Source organism: Streptomyces sp. NBC_00341 (assembly GCF_041435055.1).
Taxonomy (GTDB): domain Bacteria; phylum Actinomycetota; class Actinomycetes; order Streptomycetales; family Streptomycetaceae; genus Streptomyces.
On record NZ_CP108002.1, the window covers coordinates 2,693,258 to 2,708,566 of the forward strand.

General features: G+C 71.3%; 11 protein-coding genes. 4 read left to right on the top strand and 7 right to left on the bottom strand.

Annotation, left to right across the window (positions count from 1 at the left end; genetic code table 11):
* Positions 1-16 precede the first annotated feature (16 nt).
* Positions 17-2,881, top strand: a complete 2,865-nt coding sequence (locus OG892_RS12050; protein ID WP_371629114.1) for a hypothetical protein — start codon at positions 17-19, stop codon at positions 2,879-2,881.
* A gap of 34 nt (positions 2,882-2,915) precedes the next feature.
* Here OG892_RS12050 and hemW read toward each other — a convergent pair whose 3' ends face one another.
* From hemW to lepA, 4 genes are all read right to left on the bottom strand, one after another.
* A complete protein-coding gene (gene hemW / locus OG892_RS12055; protein ID WP_073735984.1) occupies positions 2,916-4,157 on the bottom strand; it encodes a radical SAM family heme chaperone HemW in 1,242 nt (413 codons plus the stop codon).
* A 56-nt stretch (positions 4,158-4,213) separates the two neighbouring features.
* A complete protein-coding gene (locus OG892_RS12060; RefSeq protein ID WP_073735985.1) occupies positions 4,214-6,121 on the bottom strand; it encodes an ATP-binding SpoIIE family protein phosphatase in 1,908 nt (635 codons plus the stop codon).
* Between the two features lie 285 nt (positions 6,122-6,406).
* Complete coding sequence (locus OG892_RS12065) at positions 6,407-8,296, bottom strand: long-chain fatty acid--CoA ligase (RefSeq protein WP_073735986.1); 1,890 nt, start codon at positions 8,294-8,296, stop codon at positions 6,407-6,409.
* A 260-nt stretch (positions 8,297-8,556) separates the two neighbouring features.
* Positions 8,557-10,431 carry a translation elongation factor 4 gene (gene lepA, locus OG892_RS12070; RefSeq protein ID WP_073735987.1) on the bottom strand — a complete coding sequence of 625 codons (1,875 nt, stop codon included), beginning with the start codon at positions 10,429-10,431 and terminating at the stop codon, positions 8,557-8,559.
* Positions 10,432-10,656: 225 nt separating this feature from the next.
* Here lepA and rpsT point away from each other — a divergent pair, with 225 nt between their 5' ends.
* Positions 10,657-10,923: a 30S ribosomal protein S20 gene (rpsT, locus tag OG892_RS12075; protein WP_024490123.1), complete on the top strand. Its 267-nt coding sequence runs from the start codon at positions 10,657-10,659 to the stop codon at positions 10,921-10,923.
* 345 nt (positions 10,924-11,268) lie between these two features.
* Here the strand turns inward: rpsT and holA are convergent, their stop codons facing one another.
* Complete coding sequence (gene holA, locus OG892_RS12080; RefSeq protein ID WP_073735988.1) at positions 11,269-12,255, bottom strand: DNA polymerase III subunit delta; 987 nt, start codon at positions 12,253-12,255, stop codon at positions 11,269-11,271.
* 126 nt (positions 12,256-12,381) lie between these two features.
* On the opposite strand from holA, the gene OG892_RS12085 reads away from it, so the two are divergent.
* Positions 12,382-12,627 carry a hypothetical protein gene (locus OG892_RS12085; RefSeq protein WP_073735989.1) on the top strand — a complete coding sequence of 82 codons (246 nt, stop codon included), beginning with the start codon at positions 12,382-12,384 and terminating at the stop codon, positions 12,625-12,627.
* A gap of 47 nt (positions 12,628-12,674) precedes the next feature.
* Here OG892_RS12085 and OG892_RS12090 read toward each other — a convergent pair whose 3' ends face one another.
* The gene (locus tag OG892_RS12090) at positions 12,675-13,559 is read right to left on the bottom strand and encodes a YceI family protein (RefSeq protein ID WP_371631624.1); all 885 of its coding nucleotides are present in this window, start codon (positions 13,557-13,559) and stop codon (positions 12,675-12,677) included.
* A gap of 187 nt (positions 13,560-13,746) precedes the next feature.
* Complete coding sequence (locus OG892_RS12095; RefSeq protein WP_371629115.1) at positions 13,747-14,577, bottom strand: arylamine N-acetyltransferase; 831 nt, start codon at positions 14,575-14,577, stop codon at positions 13,747-13,749.
* A gap of 276 nt (positions 14,578-14,853) precedes the next feature.
* On the opposite strand from OG892_RS12095, the gene OG892_RS12100 reads away from it, so the two are divergent.
* Positions 14,854-15,309 carry a pyridoxamine 5'-phosphate oxidase family protein gene (locus OG892_RS12100; RefSeq protein ID WP_371629116.1) on the top strand — a complete coding sequence of 152 codons (456 nt, stop codon included), beginning with the start codon at positions 14,854-14,856 and terminating at the stop codon, positions 15,307-15,309.

A 15,309-nucleotide genomic window follows, 5' to 3' on the forward strand; every position in this document is an offset into this window, starting at 1 on the left:
GGAAGGCACGGGGGCGATGGCGCGCGAGGTATGGCGGGACAGTGCGGACAACGAGGCGGCCTCGGCCGTCTTCCACTTCGTGCAGCAGCTGATCGACCGGTACCGGGACAACCGCCCGGTGATGCCGTTGGTGGTCCTCCAGGCCGCCGACGCCGACGTCCCGTCCGCCGTGGATGCCAGGGTCGAGCAGATCGTGCGCCAGATCCACCACGCCAACCAGCTGCGCCGGGTGCCGCTGAAACTGCTCGACGGCCGTGGCGAGACGCCGTACGAGGCGGCCCTTGACATGGTCCGCACGCTGACCGAGAAGCCGTGGGAGACCCGGAGCAGCTCGCAGTTCAAGCCCTTCACCTTTCCCCGCTCGCGGCTGCTCGGCGCCATCGAGCAGGCCACCGCCGCCGTGGTCAGGGAGCCGGACCGGGGCGGCTCGCCCGAGGAGCGCGCCGAACGGATCCTGGAGCGGCTGAGCACCCTGCGCTGGCGGGCCGGCCGGCACGGTCCGCGCAACTGGCTGGGCGCGTTCCGGGAGTCGGTGCGGCCGGAGACGTTCCTCGGGGCCGTCGTCATCGCGGTGCTCGGTGTGCTGCTCGGCGAGATCGGCTGGGTGCCCACCGCCCTGGTGGCCGTGGGCGCGGTGCTGGGGCTCGCCGTCGTGCGGCTGGTGACGACGTCGGCGCCGCCGCTGCTGTGGCTGCGGCGGGCCAGCAGGTGGTTCGCCACCACGTCCTCGCTGGCGGCGGCCAGCACCGGGTACCCGTCCGACGGCTGGTCCCGGTTCTCGCCCAGCGGGTCGTGGCGGGTCATCCGGGTCCGGGCCTCCGTGGTCGCGGGGCGGGTGGCCGACGCGGCGGCGGGCGACGAGCAGTCCCGCCAGTTCCACCTGGAGCTGCGGGTCCAGGCGCTGCTGGAGGACCTGCGGAACAACTACCGCCCCCACGCGCTGGACTGGCGGGCCGGTAAGCGCACCGTGCCTCCGGTGGTGTTCCTTCCCACCGCCTGCCAGAACAACGGCGGAGTCCAGCTGATCAACGCCATCAACAACGTCCGCTCCCGGCGCAGCGAGGTGGACCCGCTGCTGCTCCTGGCCTCGCTGCCGGCCGCCGAGATACTGCGGCACACCCCGCCGCTGCCCCCGGAGCCGCTGCCCACGCACACCGGTGCGGCGCGGGCCCGTTACGACGACTGGATCAGCCATCTCAGCATCGGGCAGTCCCCGACGGCCGCCGCCACCCTCGCCTGGGTGCTGCGGCTGCCGCTCTCGACCGAGCAGCTGACCCATGAGCACGCGCACGCGCAACTGGTCACGGAGCGGATACGCCGCACGTGGGTCTGGTGGGTGATGTCGCGTACGACCCTGGCGTGCCTCGTGGTCGGCGCCCTGCTGGCCACCTTCCTGGTGAGCAGTGAGCTGGCGGACCGGTACTGCCACGGTCCGCTCACCGACGTGAACACGGACTCGGTGAAGCTCGCGGCCCCCGGCGGCGGGCCGAAGGAGTGCATAGGCGTCTCGACGACGACGCAGGTGCGTTTCGCGGCGGGCAACGAACTGTCGCTGGACGGCTCCGGCAAGGGCGTCACGTTCGACCGGATCGAGCGGGCGGTGGAGGCGGAGAACGCCGCCATCGTGCCGGGGGACGACTACGTCACCGTCATCTACGCGGGCCCGTTCACCGCCACGTCCCCGGAGGGCACCCGTAAGGCCCTGGAGGAGCTGACGGGTGTGTACCTGTACCAGCACCACACCAACAAGCTGGACTTCTCCGTCAAGCTCAAGGTGCTGGCCGCCAACGGCGGGCAGGACATGCTCCAGCAGATACCGGCGGTGAGGAAGATCATCGAGGTGGCCGCGAAGGACCCCAGCGTCGTCGGTGTGGTCGGGCTGGGGCGTGACACGACCGACAGCCCCGAGGCCACCGAGCTGCTTCAGGAGGCCGGTCTCCCGGTGGTGGACACGACCAACTCCGGCGGCTACCTGGCCAAGGGCTACTCGAACTACTTCGGCATCGCGGCGACCGACGAGGAGCAGGCGGACGCGATGGCCCTGGTGGCCCGGCAGGTGGCCGGGAAGTCCGCGCACCCGCGGGCCCTCGTGCTCTCCCGGCGCCTCGGCAACAACGACAAGGACCAGTACACGGTCGAGCAGCGCAGGGTGGGCAGCGCGATGCTGAAGAAGGCCGGGTTCAAGCTGTCGGAGCTGGCGGAGTACAGCCTCGGCCGCCGCAACAGCGCCGATCTCGACAAGCCGGTCCAGAAGATCTGCGAGGCGGACCCGGCACCGGACGCCCTGTACTTCGCCGGCCGGGTCGAGGACGTCAACAATCTGATGGGCCGGCTCGCCCAGGGCTGCGCGGGAAAGCCGATCACGGTCTTCACCGGCGACGACCTGACCAAGGCCCGGTTCGCGGACAGCACGGATCTCGCGGAGGACGTCACGCTCTACCACACGGCGCTCGCCCCGATGGGCCGCGGCCGGGCCGACGGTTTCTACCCGGAGGCGCACCGGACCCTGGAGGGCCTGCTGCCCGAGGGCGGGACGCTGCCCCGGCTGCCCGCCACCAAGGCCTACCAGGACGGCCTGTTCGCCAGCGGGCAGTCGGTCATCTCGTACAGCGCGACGGCCGCCCTCTACGACGCCGCCAGCCATGGCGACACGATGAACAGCGCCGCCGAGACATGGGCGAACCTGTACGCGGTGAACCTGAAGTCGATGCCCACCGGCACCGTCACCTTCCGCGGCTTCATCCCGTACGAGGCGCAGGCCGGCCACGGTCTCGACGTCGTCGAGATCACCTATCCGGACGGCCGGATCCACAGCAGGGTGATCTGCGGCCGGCCCGCCGGGGCCGACAAGCTCACCCCGGCGGGCTGCCCGGTGGGGTGAGCAGCTTCAGGGGCCGGTTGCGGCGTGAGCCCGCTCAGTCCACCAGGTCCCGCACCACCGCGTCGGCCAGCAGCCGCCCGCGCAGGGTCAGCACGGCCAGGCCGTCCGCGAAGGGGCCGGGCTGCAGCAGACCGTCGTCCACGGCCCGCCGGGCCGCCGCGAGCCCGGCCGGGGCGAGCAGGGACAGCGGGCAGCCGTCGGAGAGCCGCAGTTCCAGCAGGATGCGCTCGACGCGGCGGTCCTCCGCGGAGAGGATCTCGCGTCCCGCCCCGGGCGAGCGGCCCTCGGCCAGCGCCTGCGCGTACGCCCCCGGGTGCTTCACGTTCCACCAGCGCACGCCGCCGACGTGGCTGTGCGCCCCGGGTCCGGCGCCCCACCAGTCGGCGCCGCGCCAGTACAGCTCGTTGTGCAGGCAGCGGCCCTCGGGCGTCCGGGACCAGTTCGACACCTCGTACCAGGAGAAGCCGGCCGCGGCCATCGCCTCGTCCGCGATGAGATAGCGGTCGGCGTGCGCGTCGTCGTCCGTCATCGGGATCTCGCCCCGCTTGATCCGGCGGGCCAGCTGGGTGCCCTCCTCGACGATCAGTGCGTACGCGGAGACGTGGTCGGGCCCGGCGCCGATCGCCGCGTCCAGCGAGGCCCGCCAGTCGTCGTCGGACTCGCCGGGGGTGCCGTAGATCAGGTCGAGGTTGACGTGCTCGAAGCCGGCCGACCGCGCCTCCGCGACACAGGCCTCCGGGCGGCCCGGGGTGTGCGTGCGGTCGAGGATCTTCAGTACGTGCTGCCGGGCGCTCTGCATCCCGAAGGAAATCCGGTTGAAGCCGCCCTCGCGCAGCTCGGCCAGGTAGGCCGGGCCGACCGACTCCGGGTTGGCCTCCGTGGTGATCTCGGCGTCGTCCGCGAGACCGAACTCCTCGCGGATCGCCCCCAGCATGGAGACGAGGTCGGCGGCGGCGAGCAGGGTCGGCGTACCGCCGCCGACGAAGACCGTACGGACCGGCCGGGGGTCGTCGCCGAGGATCTTGCGGGCCTGGCGGACCTCACCGATCAGGTGGGAGGCGTAGTTGTCCCGGGAGGCCAGGGCGCCGCCGGAACCGCGCAGCTCGGTGGCGGTGTAGGTGTTGAAGTCGCAGTAGCCGCAGCGGGTCGCGCAGTACGGCACATGCAGGTAGAAGCCGAGCGGCCGGCCGGCGGCGCCTTCCAGGGCATGGCGGGGCAGCGCCCCGTCGTCGGGCACGGGCTCACCATCGGGCAGTACGGAAGGCATACCGTCCATTGTCGCGCGCCGCCCGGCGACCGGACGCCACCCCCGTGCCCGGCCCGCTGCGGGCCCTACAGGGCCTGGAGGACCAGCAGCGCCAGGTCGTCGTCCGGCGGGCGCTCCGCGAAGGAGTGCACCGCCTGGTTGATGCGGTCCGCGATCCCCTCGGCACTCAGCCCGGTGCAGTCGGCCAGCGCCTGCGCCAGCCCGTCGCCGTCGTCGAACATCACCGGCCCCGAGCGCCGCTCCGTCACCCCGTCGGTGACGCACAGCAGGCTGTCGCCGGGGGCCAGGTCGAAGCTCTGGCTCTCGTACGTCGCGTCGTCGACGACACCGAGCAGCAGCTGCGGCTCCGCGGCGATCCGCACCGTGCCGTCGGGGCGCAGCAGCAGCGGCAGCGGGTGGCCGGCGCTCGCCAGGGTGCAGCGCGCGCCCCCGTCCGGCAGCGGCACGAGCTCCCCGTACAGCAGGGAGAGGAACCGGGGCCCGCTCTCCGCCGACTGCTGGCCGCCCGCGGCGGCGACCATCAGCGCGGCCGCCTCCGCGGCCTCCATGGCGTCGTCGAGGAGGAGCCGGTTGAGCCGGACCAGCACCTCACCGACCTGGAAGCCCTCGCGGGCCAGCAGCCGCAGCCAGGGGCGGGCGAGGCCGGTGACGACGGCGGCCTCCGGACCGCTGCCCTGGACGTCGCCCAGGACGAAGCACCAGCGGTCGCCGGGGCACGGGAAGATGTCGTAGAAGTCACCGCCGACCACCCCGTCGTCGCTGGGTTCGTACACCAGCGAACTGGCCACGCCCGGTATGTCGGCGACCTTGCTGGGCAGCAGCCCGCGCTGCAGGATGCGGCTGATGGTGGCCTGCCGGGTGTAGGCGCGGGCCGCGCCCACGGCGAGGCCGACCCGGCGCACGAAGTCCTCTATCAGGGCGGTCACCTCGTCGGGGACGCGGGCGATGCCCTCGCGGCCGACGAGCACGGCGCCCAGGGTGCGGCCGCCCGAGGTGATCCGGTACGCGAGGGCGACGCCGTCGCTCCCGTCCGCCGGTTCGGCGTCCTCCGCGCTGCCGGGCCAGGGGATCGAGACAGGTCCGGTGCCGACCCGCTCGGGGAGCCGGAGCGGATCGCCCTCCAGTACCTCGCGCAACGGGTCTATGCGGGTCTCGTCGATGTGCCAGACCTTGGCGAGCCGGGGGACGGCCGCCCGGCCGCCGCTCTCCGGCTCCAGCCAGATCGCGCACCAGTCGGCGAGCCTGGGGACCAGTAACTGTCCGGCGAGCGCGGCCACGATGTCCTCGTCGAGCTGCCCGGCCAGCAGGTCGGAGGCCTCCGCGAGGAACGAGAGCGCGCCGCGTCCGGCCCAGTCCGCGTCGTCCCGCAGGGCGCGCCGGGCGGTGGGGGCGAGGAGTTCGGCGGCGCGCAGGCCCTGCTGGAAGCCGGGTTCCGTGCGGGCGTCCGCGAAGGGGTTCCAGTCGTCGACGGGGAGCCGGGCCCAGACGGTCTTGAGGCCGGTGCGGTAGGTGATGCCCCAGCGCTCCGAGAGGGTGGCGACGAGTTCCAGCCCGCGCCCGTACTCGGCGGGCTCCCCGGGGCCGGCCGCACCGTCGGATCCGGCGCCGTTCTCGCTGCCGTCGCTGCGCACGGCACGGGCCGGGTGGTGGTCGGAGACCTCCAGCACCAGTGCGGACGCCTCTTCCTCGGTCGCCTCCTCCAGCCGGAAGAGCAGTTCGACGTTGGTCCCGGCGTGCACGACGGCGTTGGTGACCAGTTCGCTGACGATCACCGCCGCGTCGTCGGACAGCCGGTCGCTGAACCCCACCGCTGCCGGCAGGCCGAGCCCGCTCCACTCGGCGAGCGCCGCCGCGACGAACCGCCGGGCCGCGGCGGGCGCGAGCAGGTTCCCGGGCAGACTCGTACGGGCGACCGGCTGGCTGCCCGTGGACTCGGCGCTGGTTCCGGGACGTTGCACGATGTCCCGCTGCAAGGGAATGGACCCCACCGGGCGGCTCCTGACCTGTTCTGGCTCTGCCTGTTCTCGCTCTTGCGCCGCTGACGACAGGGACAGAGTGACAGATCGGCCCACCCCACACGCGCCGAGTTACCGAAGTGATCGGAGAAGCGAGCGCCGGAGCGCACGCCGGGGCAGGCACGGGGGGGCACGGGGGCGACGTCCAGGCCCCCGCGCAGGAGCGCGGGGGCCTGGCGGCCGGAACCGGTTGGCGGGTGGCCGGAAGCGGGTGGCGGGCGAAGGCCGGGTGGGCCGCCGTCCTCACGCCTCGCGGGAGCCCGCGTACATGTCCTCGATCAGGTTCTTGTAGGCGCGCTCGACGACGGGCCGCTTCAGCTTGAGGCTGGGCGTCACCTCACCGTGCTCGATGTCCAGGTCACGCGGGAGCAGCCGGAACTTCTTGATGGTCTGCCAGCGCTGGAGCCCCTCGTTGAGGCGCCTCACATAGCCGTCGATCATCTCGACGGTCTGCGGGGCCGCCACGACGTCCGCGTACGACTTGCCCTCCAGGCCGTTCTCGGCGGCCCAGCCGAGGATGGTCGGCTCGTCGAGGGCGATCAGCGCGGTGCAGAAGTTACGGTCCGCGCCGTGCACCAGGATGTTGGAGACGAACGGGCACACCGCCTTGAACTGACCCTCGACCTCGGCCGGGGCGATGTACTTGCCGCCCGACGTCTTGATCAGGTCCTTCTTGCGGTCGGTGATCTTGAGGTAGCCGTCCACGGACAGCTCGCCGATGTCCCCGGTGTGGAACCAGCCGTCGGCCTCCAGCACCTCTGCGGTCTTGTCCGGCAGCCCCTGGTAGCCCTGCATCAGACCGGGGCCGCGCAGCATGATCTCGCCGTCGTCCGCGATCCGCACCTCGGTGCCGGGGAGCGGCTTGCCGACCGTGCCGGTGCGGTAGGCCTCGCCCGGGTTGACGAAGGAGGCGGCGCTGGTCTCGGTGAGGCCGTAGCCCTCCAGGATGTGGATCCCGGCGCCCGCGAAGAAGAAGCCGATGTCGGGTGCGAGGGCCGCGGAACCGGAGACGCAGGCGCGGAGTCGGCCGCCGAAGGCCTCGCGGATCTTCGCGAAGACCAGGGCGTCCGCGGCCTTGTGCTTGGCGCCGAGCGCGAAGGGCACGGAGGCGGTGCCGGTGCGCCGGAAGTTGTCCTGCGAGACCTTCGCGTACTCACGGGCGACCCCGGCCGCCCACTGGAAGATCTTGTACTTGGCCGCGCCACCGGCACGGGCCTTGGCCGCGACGCCGTTGTAGACCTTCTCGAAGATGCGGGGGACGGCGGCCATGTACGTCGGCTGGACGATCGGCAGGTTCTCGATGATCTTGTCGACCCGGCCGTCGACGGCGGTGACGTGGCCCACCTCGATCTGGCCGGAGGTGAGGACCTTGCCGAAGACGTGCGCGAGCGGCAGCCAGAGGTACTGGACGTCGTCCTTGGTGATCAGGCCGGTGGAGACGGTGGCCTTGGCCATGTACGACCAGTTGTCGTGCGGCAGCCGCACGCCCTTGGGGCGGCCGGTGGTGCCGGAGGTGTAGATGAGGGTCGCGAGCTGCTCGGGGGTGATCGCGTCGACCCGCTCGGTGATCGCTGCGGGGTTCTTCGCCAGGTGCTCGGTGCCCAGCGCCTCCAGATCGGCCAGCGTGAGTACCCAGCCCTCGGGGTCGCCCTCGGCCGGTCCGGCGCCCTCGGCGTCGATGACGACGACATGGGCGAGGTCCGGCAGCTCGGCACGGCGCTCCCGGGCCTTGGCGAGCTGTACGGCGTCCTCTGCGATCAGTACCCGGCTCTGGGAGTCGGAGAGGATGAACGCCGACTCCTCGGCGTTGGTGGAGGGGTAGATCGTGGTGGTGGCGGCGCCCGCGCACATGACGCCGAGGTCGACGAGGATCCACTCGACCCGGGTGGACGCGGCGAGCGCGACCCGCTCCTCGGGCAGCACCCCCAGCGCGACCAGCCCGGCCCCGATGGCGTACACCCGCTCGGCGGCCTGCGCCCAGCTGAGTGACTTCCACTCGTCGGCGCCCCGGCCGTCGGCCGCGGGGACGGGGTAGCGGTACGCCTCGGCGTCCGGGGTGGCGGCCACCCGGTCGATGAAGAGGGTCGCCACGGACGGCGGACGGTTCTCGATCATGGTCTGTGCGTCGCTCACGACATCCTCCGGGCCTACGGCAGTGCTTCACGACCGGCTGCTGGTTCGCGGTTTGCTCTCCGCGTGTGTCTGGTGCTTGATCCTGCTTGTTTAACTCATGAGTAACTACGAAGTCGTGATCAGGGTAGAGCGCCCGCGTCCGCCGCGTAAGAGGCAATCGAACCCCGCTTCATAACGAACGGGCCCCCGCGCCGCAGCGTTCTGCGATGCGGGGGCCCATGGGTCTACCGATCAGTAGGGTCGGCGGGCGGGCGCAGGGGTCACTTCTTGGCCTTGCCTTCCCCGGCGGACTCGTCGGTCGACAGCACGGAGATGAACGCGTCCTGCGGCACCTCCACGTTGCCGACCATCTTCATCCGCTTCTTGCCTTCCTTCTGCTTCTCCAGCAGCTTCCGCTTACGGGAGATGTCACCGCCGTAGCACTTGGCGAGAACGTCCTTGCGGATGGCGCGGACGGTCTCACGGGCGATGACCCGGGAGCCGATGGCCGCCTGGATCGGCACCTCGAAGTTCTGCCGGGGGATCAGCTTCTGCAGCTTGGCGACGAGCCGGACGCCGTACGCGTACGCCTTGTCCTTGTGCGTGACCGCGGAGAACGCGTCGACCTTGTCCCCGTGCAGCAGGATGTCGACCTTGACGAGCTCGGCGGACTGCTCGCCGGTGGGCTCGTAGTCGAGCGAGGCGTAGCCGCGGGTCTTGGACTTCAGCTGGTCGAAGAAGTCGAAGACGATCTCGGCGAGCGGCAGGGTGTAGCGGATCTCGACCCGGTCCTCGGAGAGGTAGTCCATGCCGAGGAGGGTGCCGCGGCGCTGCTGGCACAGCTCCATGATCGCGCCGATGAACTCGCTGGGCGCCAGGACCGTGGCCCGGACGACCGGCTCGTGCACCTTGTCGATCTTGCCCTCGGGGAATTCACTCGGGTTGGTGACGGTGTGCTCGGTCCCGTCCTCCATCTCGACCCGGTAGACCACGTTGGGCGCGGTGGCGATGAGGTCGAGGCCGAACTCCCGCTCCAGCCGCTCCCGGACCACGTCGAGGTGGAGCAGCCCGAGGAAGCCGACGCGGAAGCCGAAGCCGAGCGCCGCGGAGGTCTCCGGCTCGTACACCAGGGCGGCGTCGTTGAGCTGGAGCTTGTCGAGGGCCTCGCGCAGGTCCGGGTAGTCCGACCCGTCCAGCGGGTACAGACCGGAGAACACCATCGGCTTGGGGTCCTTGTAGCCGCCCAGCGCCTCGGTCGCCCCCTTGTTCAGGGAGGTGATCGTGTCACCGACCTTGGACTGCCGGACGTCCTTCACGCCGGTGATGATGTAGCCGACCTCACCCACGCCGATGCCGTCGGAGGGCGTCATCTCCGGGGAGGAGACGCCGATCTCCAGCAGCTCGTGGGTGGCGCCGGTGGACATCATCCGGATGCGCTCGCGCTTGTTCAGCGAGCCGTCGACGACACGGACGTACGTCACGACACCGCGGTACGAGTCGTAGACCGAGTCGAAGATCATCGCGCGGGCCGGGGCGTCGGCCTTGCCGACCGGCGCCGGGACGTCCCTGACCACGCGGTTCAGCAGCGCATCCACGCCGACACCGGTCTTCGCGGAGACCTTCAGCACATCCTCCGGCTGGCAGCCGATGAGGTTGGCCAGCTCCTCGGAGAACTTCTCGGGCTGGGCGGCCGGCAGGTCGATCTTGTTGAGCACCGGGACGATGGTGAGGTCGTTCTCCATCGCCAGGTAGAGGTTGGCGAGGGTCTGGGCCTCGATGCCCTGCGCGGCGTCGACCAGCAGGACCGTGCCCTCACAGGCCGCGAGCGAGCGGGAGACCTCGTAGGTGAAGTCGACGTGCCCCGGGGTGTCGATCATGTTGAGGACGTGGGTGCGGCCCTGGTCCTCGCCGACGGTGGGCGCCCAGGGCAGCCGTACCGCCTGGGACTTGATGGTGATGCCACGCTCGCGCTCGATGTCCATCCGGTCGAGGTACTGAGCGCGCATCTGCCGCTGGTCGACCACACCGGTCAGCTGGAGCATCCGGTCGGCAAGGGTCGACTTGCCGTGGTCGATGTGCGCGATGATGCAGAAATTGCGGATCAGCGCCGGGTCGGTACGGCTCGGCTCGGGCACGTGGAGAGGAGTCGCGGGCACGCAGGGTCCTGATTCTTGAGACGCCGAACGCCGTGTCTCGGGTCGATGTCGGGTCGGACGGATCTGTACTCGGATCTGTACGTAGCTCCCATCGTCCCACGCCCGCGGAGCGGAGACCGGTTTGGGCCGGTCGGAGCGCGGCTGCTACCGTGGACAGCTGTGCCTCGTGGCATTCCTGCCGCAGGGCGCACATCGAAGATCCAACGAACCTGAAAAGGCTCTTTCGTGGCGAACATCAAGTCCCAGATCAAGCGGAACAAGACCAACGAGAAGGCGCGCCTGCGCAACAAGGCCGTCAAGTCGTCGCTCAAGACCGCAATCCGCAAGGCCCGCGAGGCCGTCGTCGCGGGTGACGCCGAGAAGGCCACTGTGGCCGTCCGCGACGCCTCCCGTGCGCTCGACAAGGCTGTCTCGAAGGGTGTCATCCACAAGAACGCCGCCGCCAACAAGAAGTCGGCGCTGGCCACCAAGGTTGCCACCCTCCAGGGCTGAGCATTCCCGATGTGATCGCCGGAACGGATCCAGCGGGCCCTCTCTCCCGCTCCTGACCGGCCCCCGCGCCGCACACCGAACCTGCGTTCGCCACGCGGGTGCGGCGCACCAAGCACAGACTGAAGGCCCCGTCCGTTCCCCTCCCCAGGGAAACACCCGGGGCCTTCGTCATGCGCGCCCACCAGACAACGGCTCGCCCAGATCAAGCACCGGTCCGGCGCAGCCCACCCCGGCAGACCCAGCCCGTCCGGCGATTGAGGACACCCGAACGGCAAGTTCAAGCCCGTCCGGCGATTGAGGACACCACAGCGGGCCCACCGAACGGCGGCGCGACGCCGCCCCCCGCTACCGCCCCGCCCGAGCCGCCCGCGCCACCGCCACCACGGCCTTCTCCAGCGCGTACGCCGGATCGTCCCCGCCCCCCTTGACCCCCGCATCCGCATCCGCGACCGCCCGCAGCGCCACCGCGACCCCGTCAGGCGTCCACCCGCGCATCTGCTGCCGCACCCGGTCGATCTTCCACGGCGGCATGCCCAGCTCGCGGGCGAGATCCGCCGGCCGCCCCCCGCGCGCCGACGACAGCTTGCCGATGGCCCGCACCCCCTGCGCGAGCGCGCTGGTGATCAGGACGGCCGCCACCCCCGTCGACAGCGACCAGCGCAGCGCCTCCAGCGCCTCCGCCGCCCGCCCCTCGACCGCCCGGTCGGCGACCGTGAAGCTCGACGCCTCCGCACGTCCCGTGTAGTAGCGCGCGACGACCGCCTCGTCGATCGTTCCCTCGACGTCCGCGACGAGCTGCGACACCGCGCTCGCCAGCTCCCGCAGATCGCTGCCGATGGAATCGACCAGCGACTGGCACGCCTCCGGCGTCGCCGAACGCCCCAGCGCCCGGAACTCGCCCCGTACGAAGGAGAGCCGCTCGGCCGGCTTGGTGGTCTTCGGACAGGCGACCTCCCGCGCACCCGCCTTGCGTGCCGCCTCCAGCAGTGCCTTGCCCTTGGCACCACCCGCGTGCAACAGCACGAGCGTGATCTCCTCGACCGGATCGTCCAGGTACTTCTTGACGTCCTTGACCGTGTCGGCGGGGAGATCCTGCGCATTGCGCACGATCACCACCTTGCGCTCCGCGAAGAGCGACGGGCTCGTCAGCTCGGCAAGCGTGCCGGGCTGGAGCTGGTCGGAGGAGAGGTCCCGGACGTCCGTATCGGCGTCGGACGCGCGGGCCGCCGCCACCACCTGCTGCACGGCGCGGTCCAGGAGCAGGTCCTCCTGGCCCACGGCGAGCGTGAGCGGGGCGAGCGGGTCGTCGGTGGAATTCCTTCTGGTGGCCATCGCCGTCCAGCATCCCACGCGCCGCTGACAGCCCGGCCGGCCGCTGTCGGGCCGCCCTTGTCCGGCCGCCCTTGTCCGGGCCGCCCACTGTCGGGGCCGCCGCCACCCGTGCCGGAGAATGGGCGGGTGAGCGATGTGAGACATGTACTGGTGCTGCCCGACCGCGATACGGCGCAGGAGGTGGCGGACGAGCTGTCCGACCGGTTCGGGGTCACCGAGGAGCCGCAGCTCGTGCGCGACGCCCTGGCCGGCGAGGACGACGCGGAGGACGCCCAGTGGCTGGTGGTCGTGGAGGACCCGGACCGACGGCTGGACGCCTCGTCTCTCGACGGGTTCGCCGCGGAGTACGAGGGGTGGCTGGAGACCCCTTAGGCAGCGTCCGGGCGGGCCCCAGCACGTCGGAGCCCGCCCGGACTGGCTCAGCCCTTCGGGACGATCTGGATGTCCATGTCTATGGAGATGCTGGAGCCGACAGCGGCGATCCCGCGGGCCAGCATCGTCTGCCAGGTGAGGGTGAAGTCCTCGCGGTGCAGCTCGGTGGTGGCCCGGCAGGCCGCCCGCGTCTCGCCCTCCAGGCCGCTGCCGAGGCCGAGGTAGTGGGTGTCCAGCGTGACCGTACGGCTCACGCCGTGCAGGGTGAGCGCGCCGCTCACCCCCCAGCGGGTGCCGCCGCGGTGGACGAACCGGTCGCTGTAGAACTCCAGCGTCGGATAGCGGCCGACGTCGAGGAAGTCGCCGGAGCGCAGGTGGTCGTCGCGCATCTGGACGTTCGTGTCGATCGAGGCGGCGTCGATGATCACGTGCATGGCCGAGTTCTCCATGCGGTCAGCGATCCGGACCGCGCCCGCGAAGGTGTTGAACCGGCCGTGGATGCGGGCCATCCCGATGTGCCGGGCCGTGAAGCCGATCTGCGAGTGCATCGGCTCGATCTCCCACTCACCCGGGTCGGGCAGCTGCGGAGGCGCGGACATCTGAAGGGTCACATCGCCCAGACCCGCGTTCTCGCCCTCGGTGACCGAGGCCGAGCCGTGGAACGGGGTGAAGCCCTCAGCCGTGACGGCCAGCCGGTACTCCCCCGCCGGGACGGTGGCGAGGACATTGCCGTACGGGTCCGTCTCACCGGCGACGACCTTGCGCCCCTTGGCGTCCGTGACCACGAAGTCGGCCTGCCGGACGGCTTCGTTGACGGGGTCGAGCACTCGGCAGCTGAGGACTCCCGCCGAGTCCGGTACGGCGAGTCCCGCGAGGGCACTGCCGCGCACGGCACCCGTCGCTCCCTTGTTTCCGAGCCAGCGGCCGAACATCTTCACGTACTCCCCGGGGGCATCTTCACCTTGGGGCCGGGTGGCTGGACGTCGTTGTCGGAGCAGCGGCCCGCCGACGAGCATGCATTCGATCACCCTTGTGGCGTTCGAGGCAAACAGAGCATCTCGGCGGTGCTTGGGCGGAGGTGTTACCGAAGGTCCGAATTTGTCACTCCGTTTGTGTGTGTCACCCATTCGGGGCAGACGGACCGTCTCTGCGGACGGTGGGCAGCCGGTCGAGGTCGAGTCCGAAGTGCTCGCGGTACGCGGCGAGCACCTCCTCGTCGCCTCCCAACGGAGTCTCGTGCCGCTCGCCGCCGGCCGTCGTGACGAGCGTCCGGCCACTGAGCGTGATCCGGCCGGTGGCGGTGAACCGGGAGCAGACCGTGGACCGGGTGAAGCCGGAGTCGGGTGAGGTGCGGTGGTACCAGGCACCGGACCGGAAATCCGCCAGCGCCCGGGGCCGCAGGTCCAGCAGGAACTGCGGCACACCGTCACGCAGCACCTCGACGTCCCCGTAGCGCTCTCCGCCCTCCCCGGCGGCCCGACTGATCCGGAAGGTGCCGCGTGGGTCCTCCTGGTCGGTGCGGTCGTCGAGTGCGAGCGGCTGCTGGGCGTGGTCACCGAAGCCGACGTCCGCGAGCCACGGGCCGGTGCCGTCGTCCGTCCCCACGCGGAGCGCCAGGTGGTCGTAGGGAATGCCGGGCTTCCCGTCCTTGCCGTGGACCCGGGCCTGGAGCAGCGTGACCTCGAAACCCAGCTCCCGCAGCAGCGCGGCGAAGGCCCCGTTGAGTTCGTAGCAGAACCCACCGCGGCGGCCGGCCACGATCTTGTCGAGGAGTGCCTGCTCCTCCAGCACGATGTCCTCGCCGAGATGGATCGAGAGGTTCTCGAAGGGCACGGCGGTGAGGTGGCGCAGTTGCAGCTCGCGCAGTGCCGCCGCGTCGGCGCGGGCGGGCCGGGTGGCGCCGATGCGTGCCAGGTAGGAGTCGACGGTGTGCGGCAGGTGCGGGTCCATCCCGGCAGTCTGTCCCGGTGCGCGGTGGCCCGCCATGAGGCGGTGGTCCTAGGGCCTGTCGTCGAACTGCCGTCGTCGCCCGAAGGGCGGCCGCACGGCGTCAGGCGCGTGCTCTCGGCGTGCCGGCCCCAGACCCCTGTACTGGACGTACCGGGGTCTGGGGCCGGTGCGGCGAGAGTGCGTGCATGGCGTCGCGCGGCAGACGGCAGTTCGACGACAGGCCCTAGGACCGGCGGCGGAGGCGCGGTGCCGGGTGCACTGGCTAGCGTGCGGGAGATGACGAAGCACGAGCCGGCCCGCAGCCGGGAGCAGCGCAAGCAGGATGCGCTCGATCGCCTGGAGCAGGACGAGGACGCGTGGGTTTCCACCGCCTCGCAGGACGGCGTACCGACCCTGGTGCCACTGTGGTTCGTGTGGGACCGGGGGACGCTGCTGATGGCCACCCGGCGCACCAACCCCACCGCGGTCAACGTGACACCGGCCGGGCAGGCCCGGATCGCGGTGGGCCACACCCGCGATGTGGTCCTCATCGAGGCGACCGCCGAGGTGATCGAAGGGGCGGACCTTGCCCCGGAGTCGGGCGACGCCTTCGCCGCCAAGTTCGACTGGGACCTGCGGAACAGCCCCGCCTGGGTGTACCTGCGCTTCACTCCGACCGCGATCAAGGCGTGGCGCGAGGCGAACGAGCAGACCGGCCGTGAGCTGATGGCCGAGGGCCGTTGGCTGGACTGA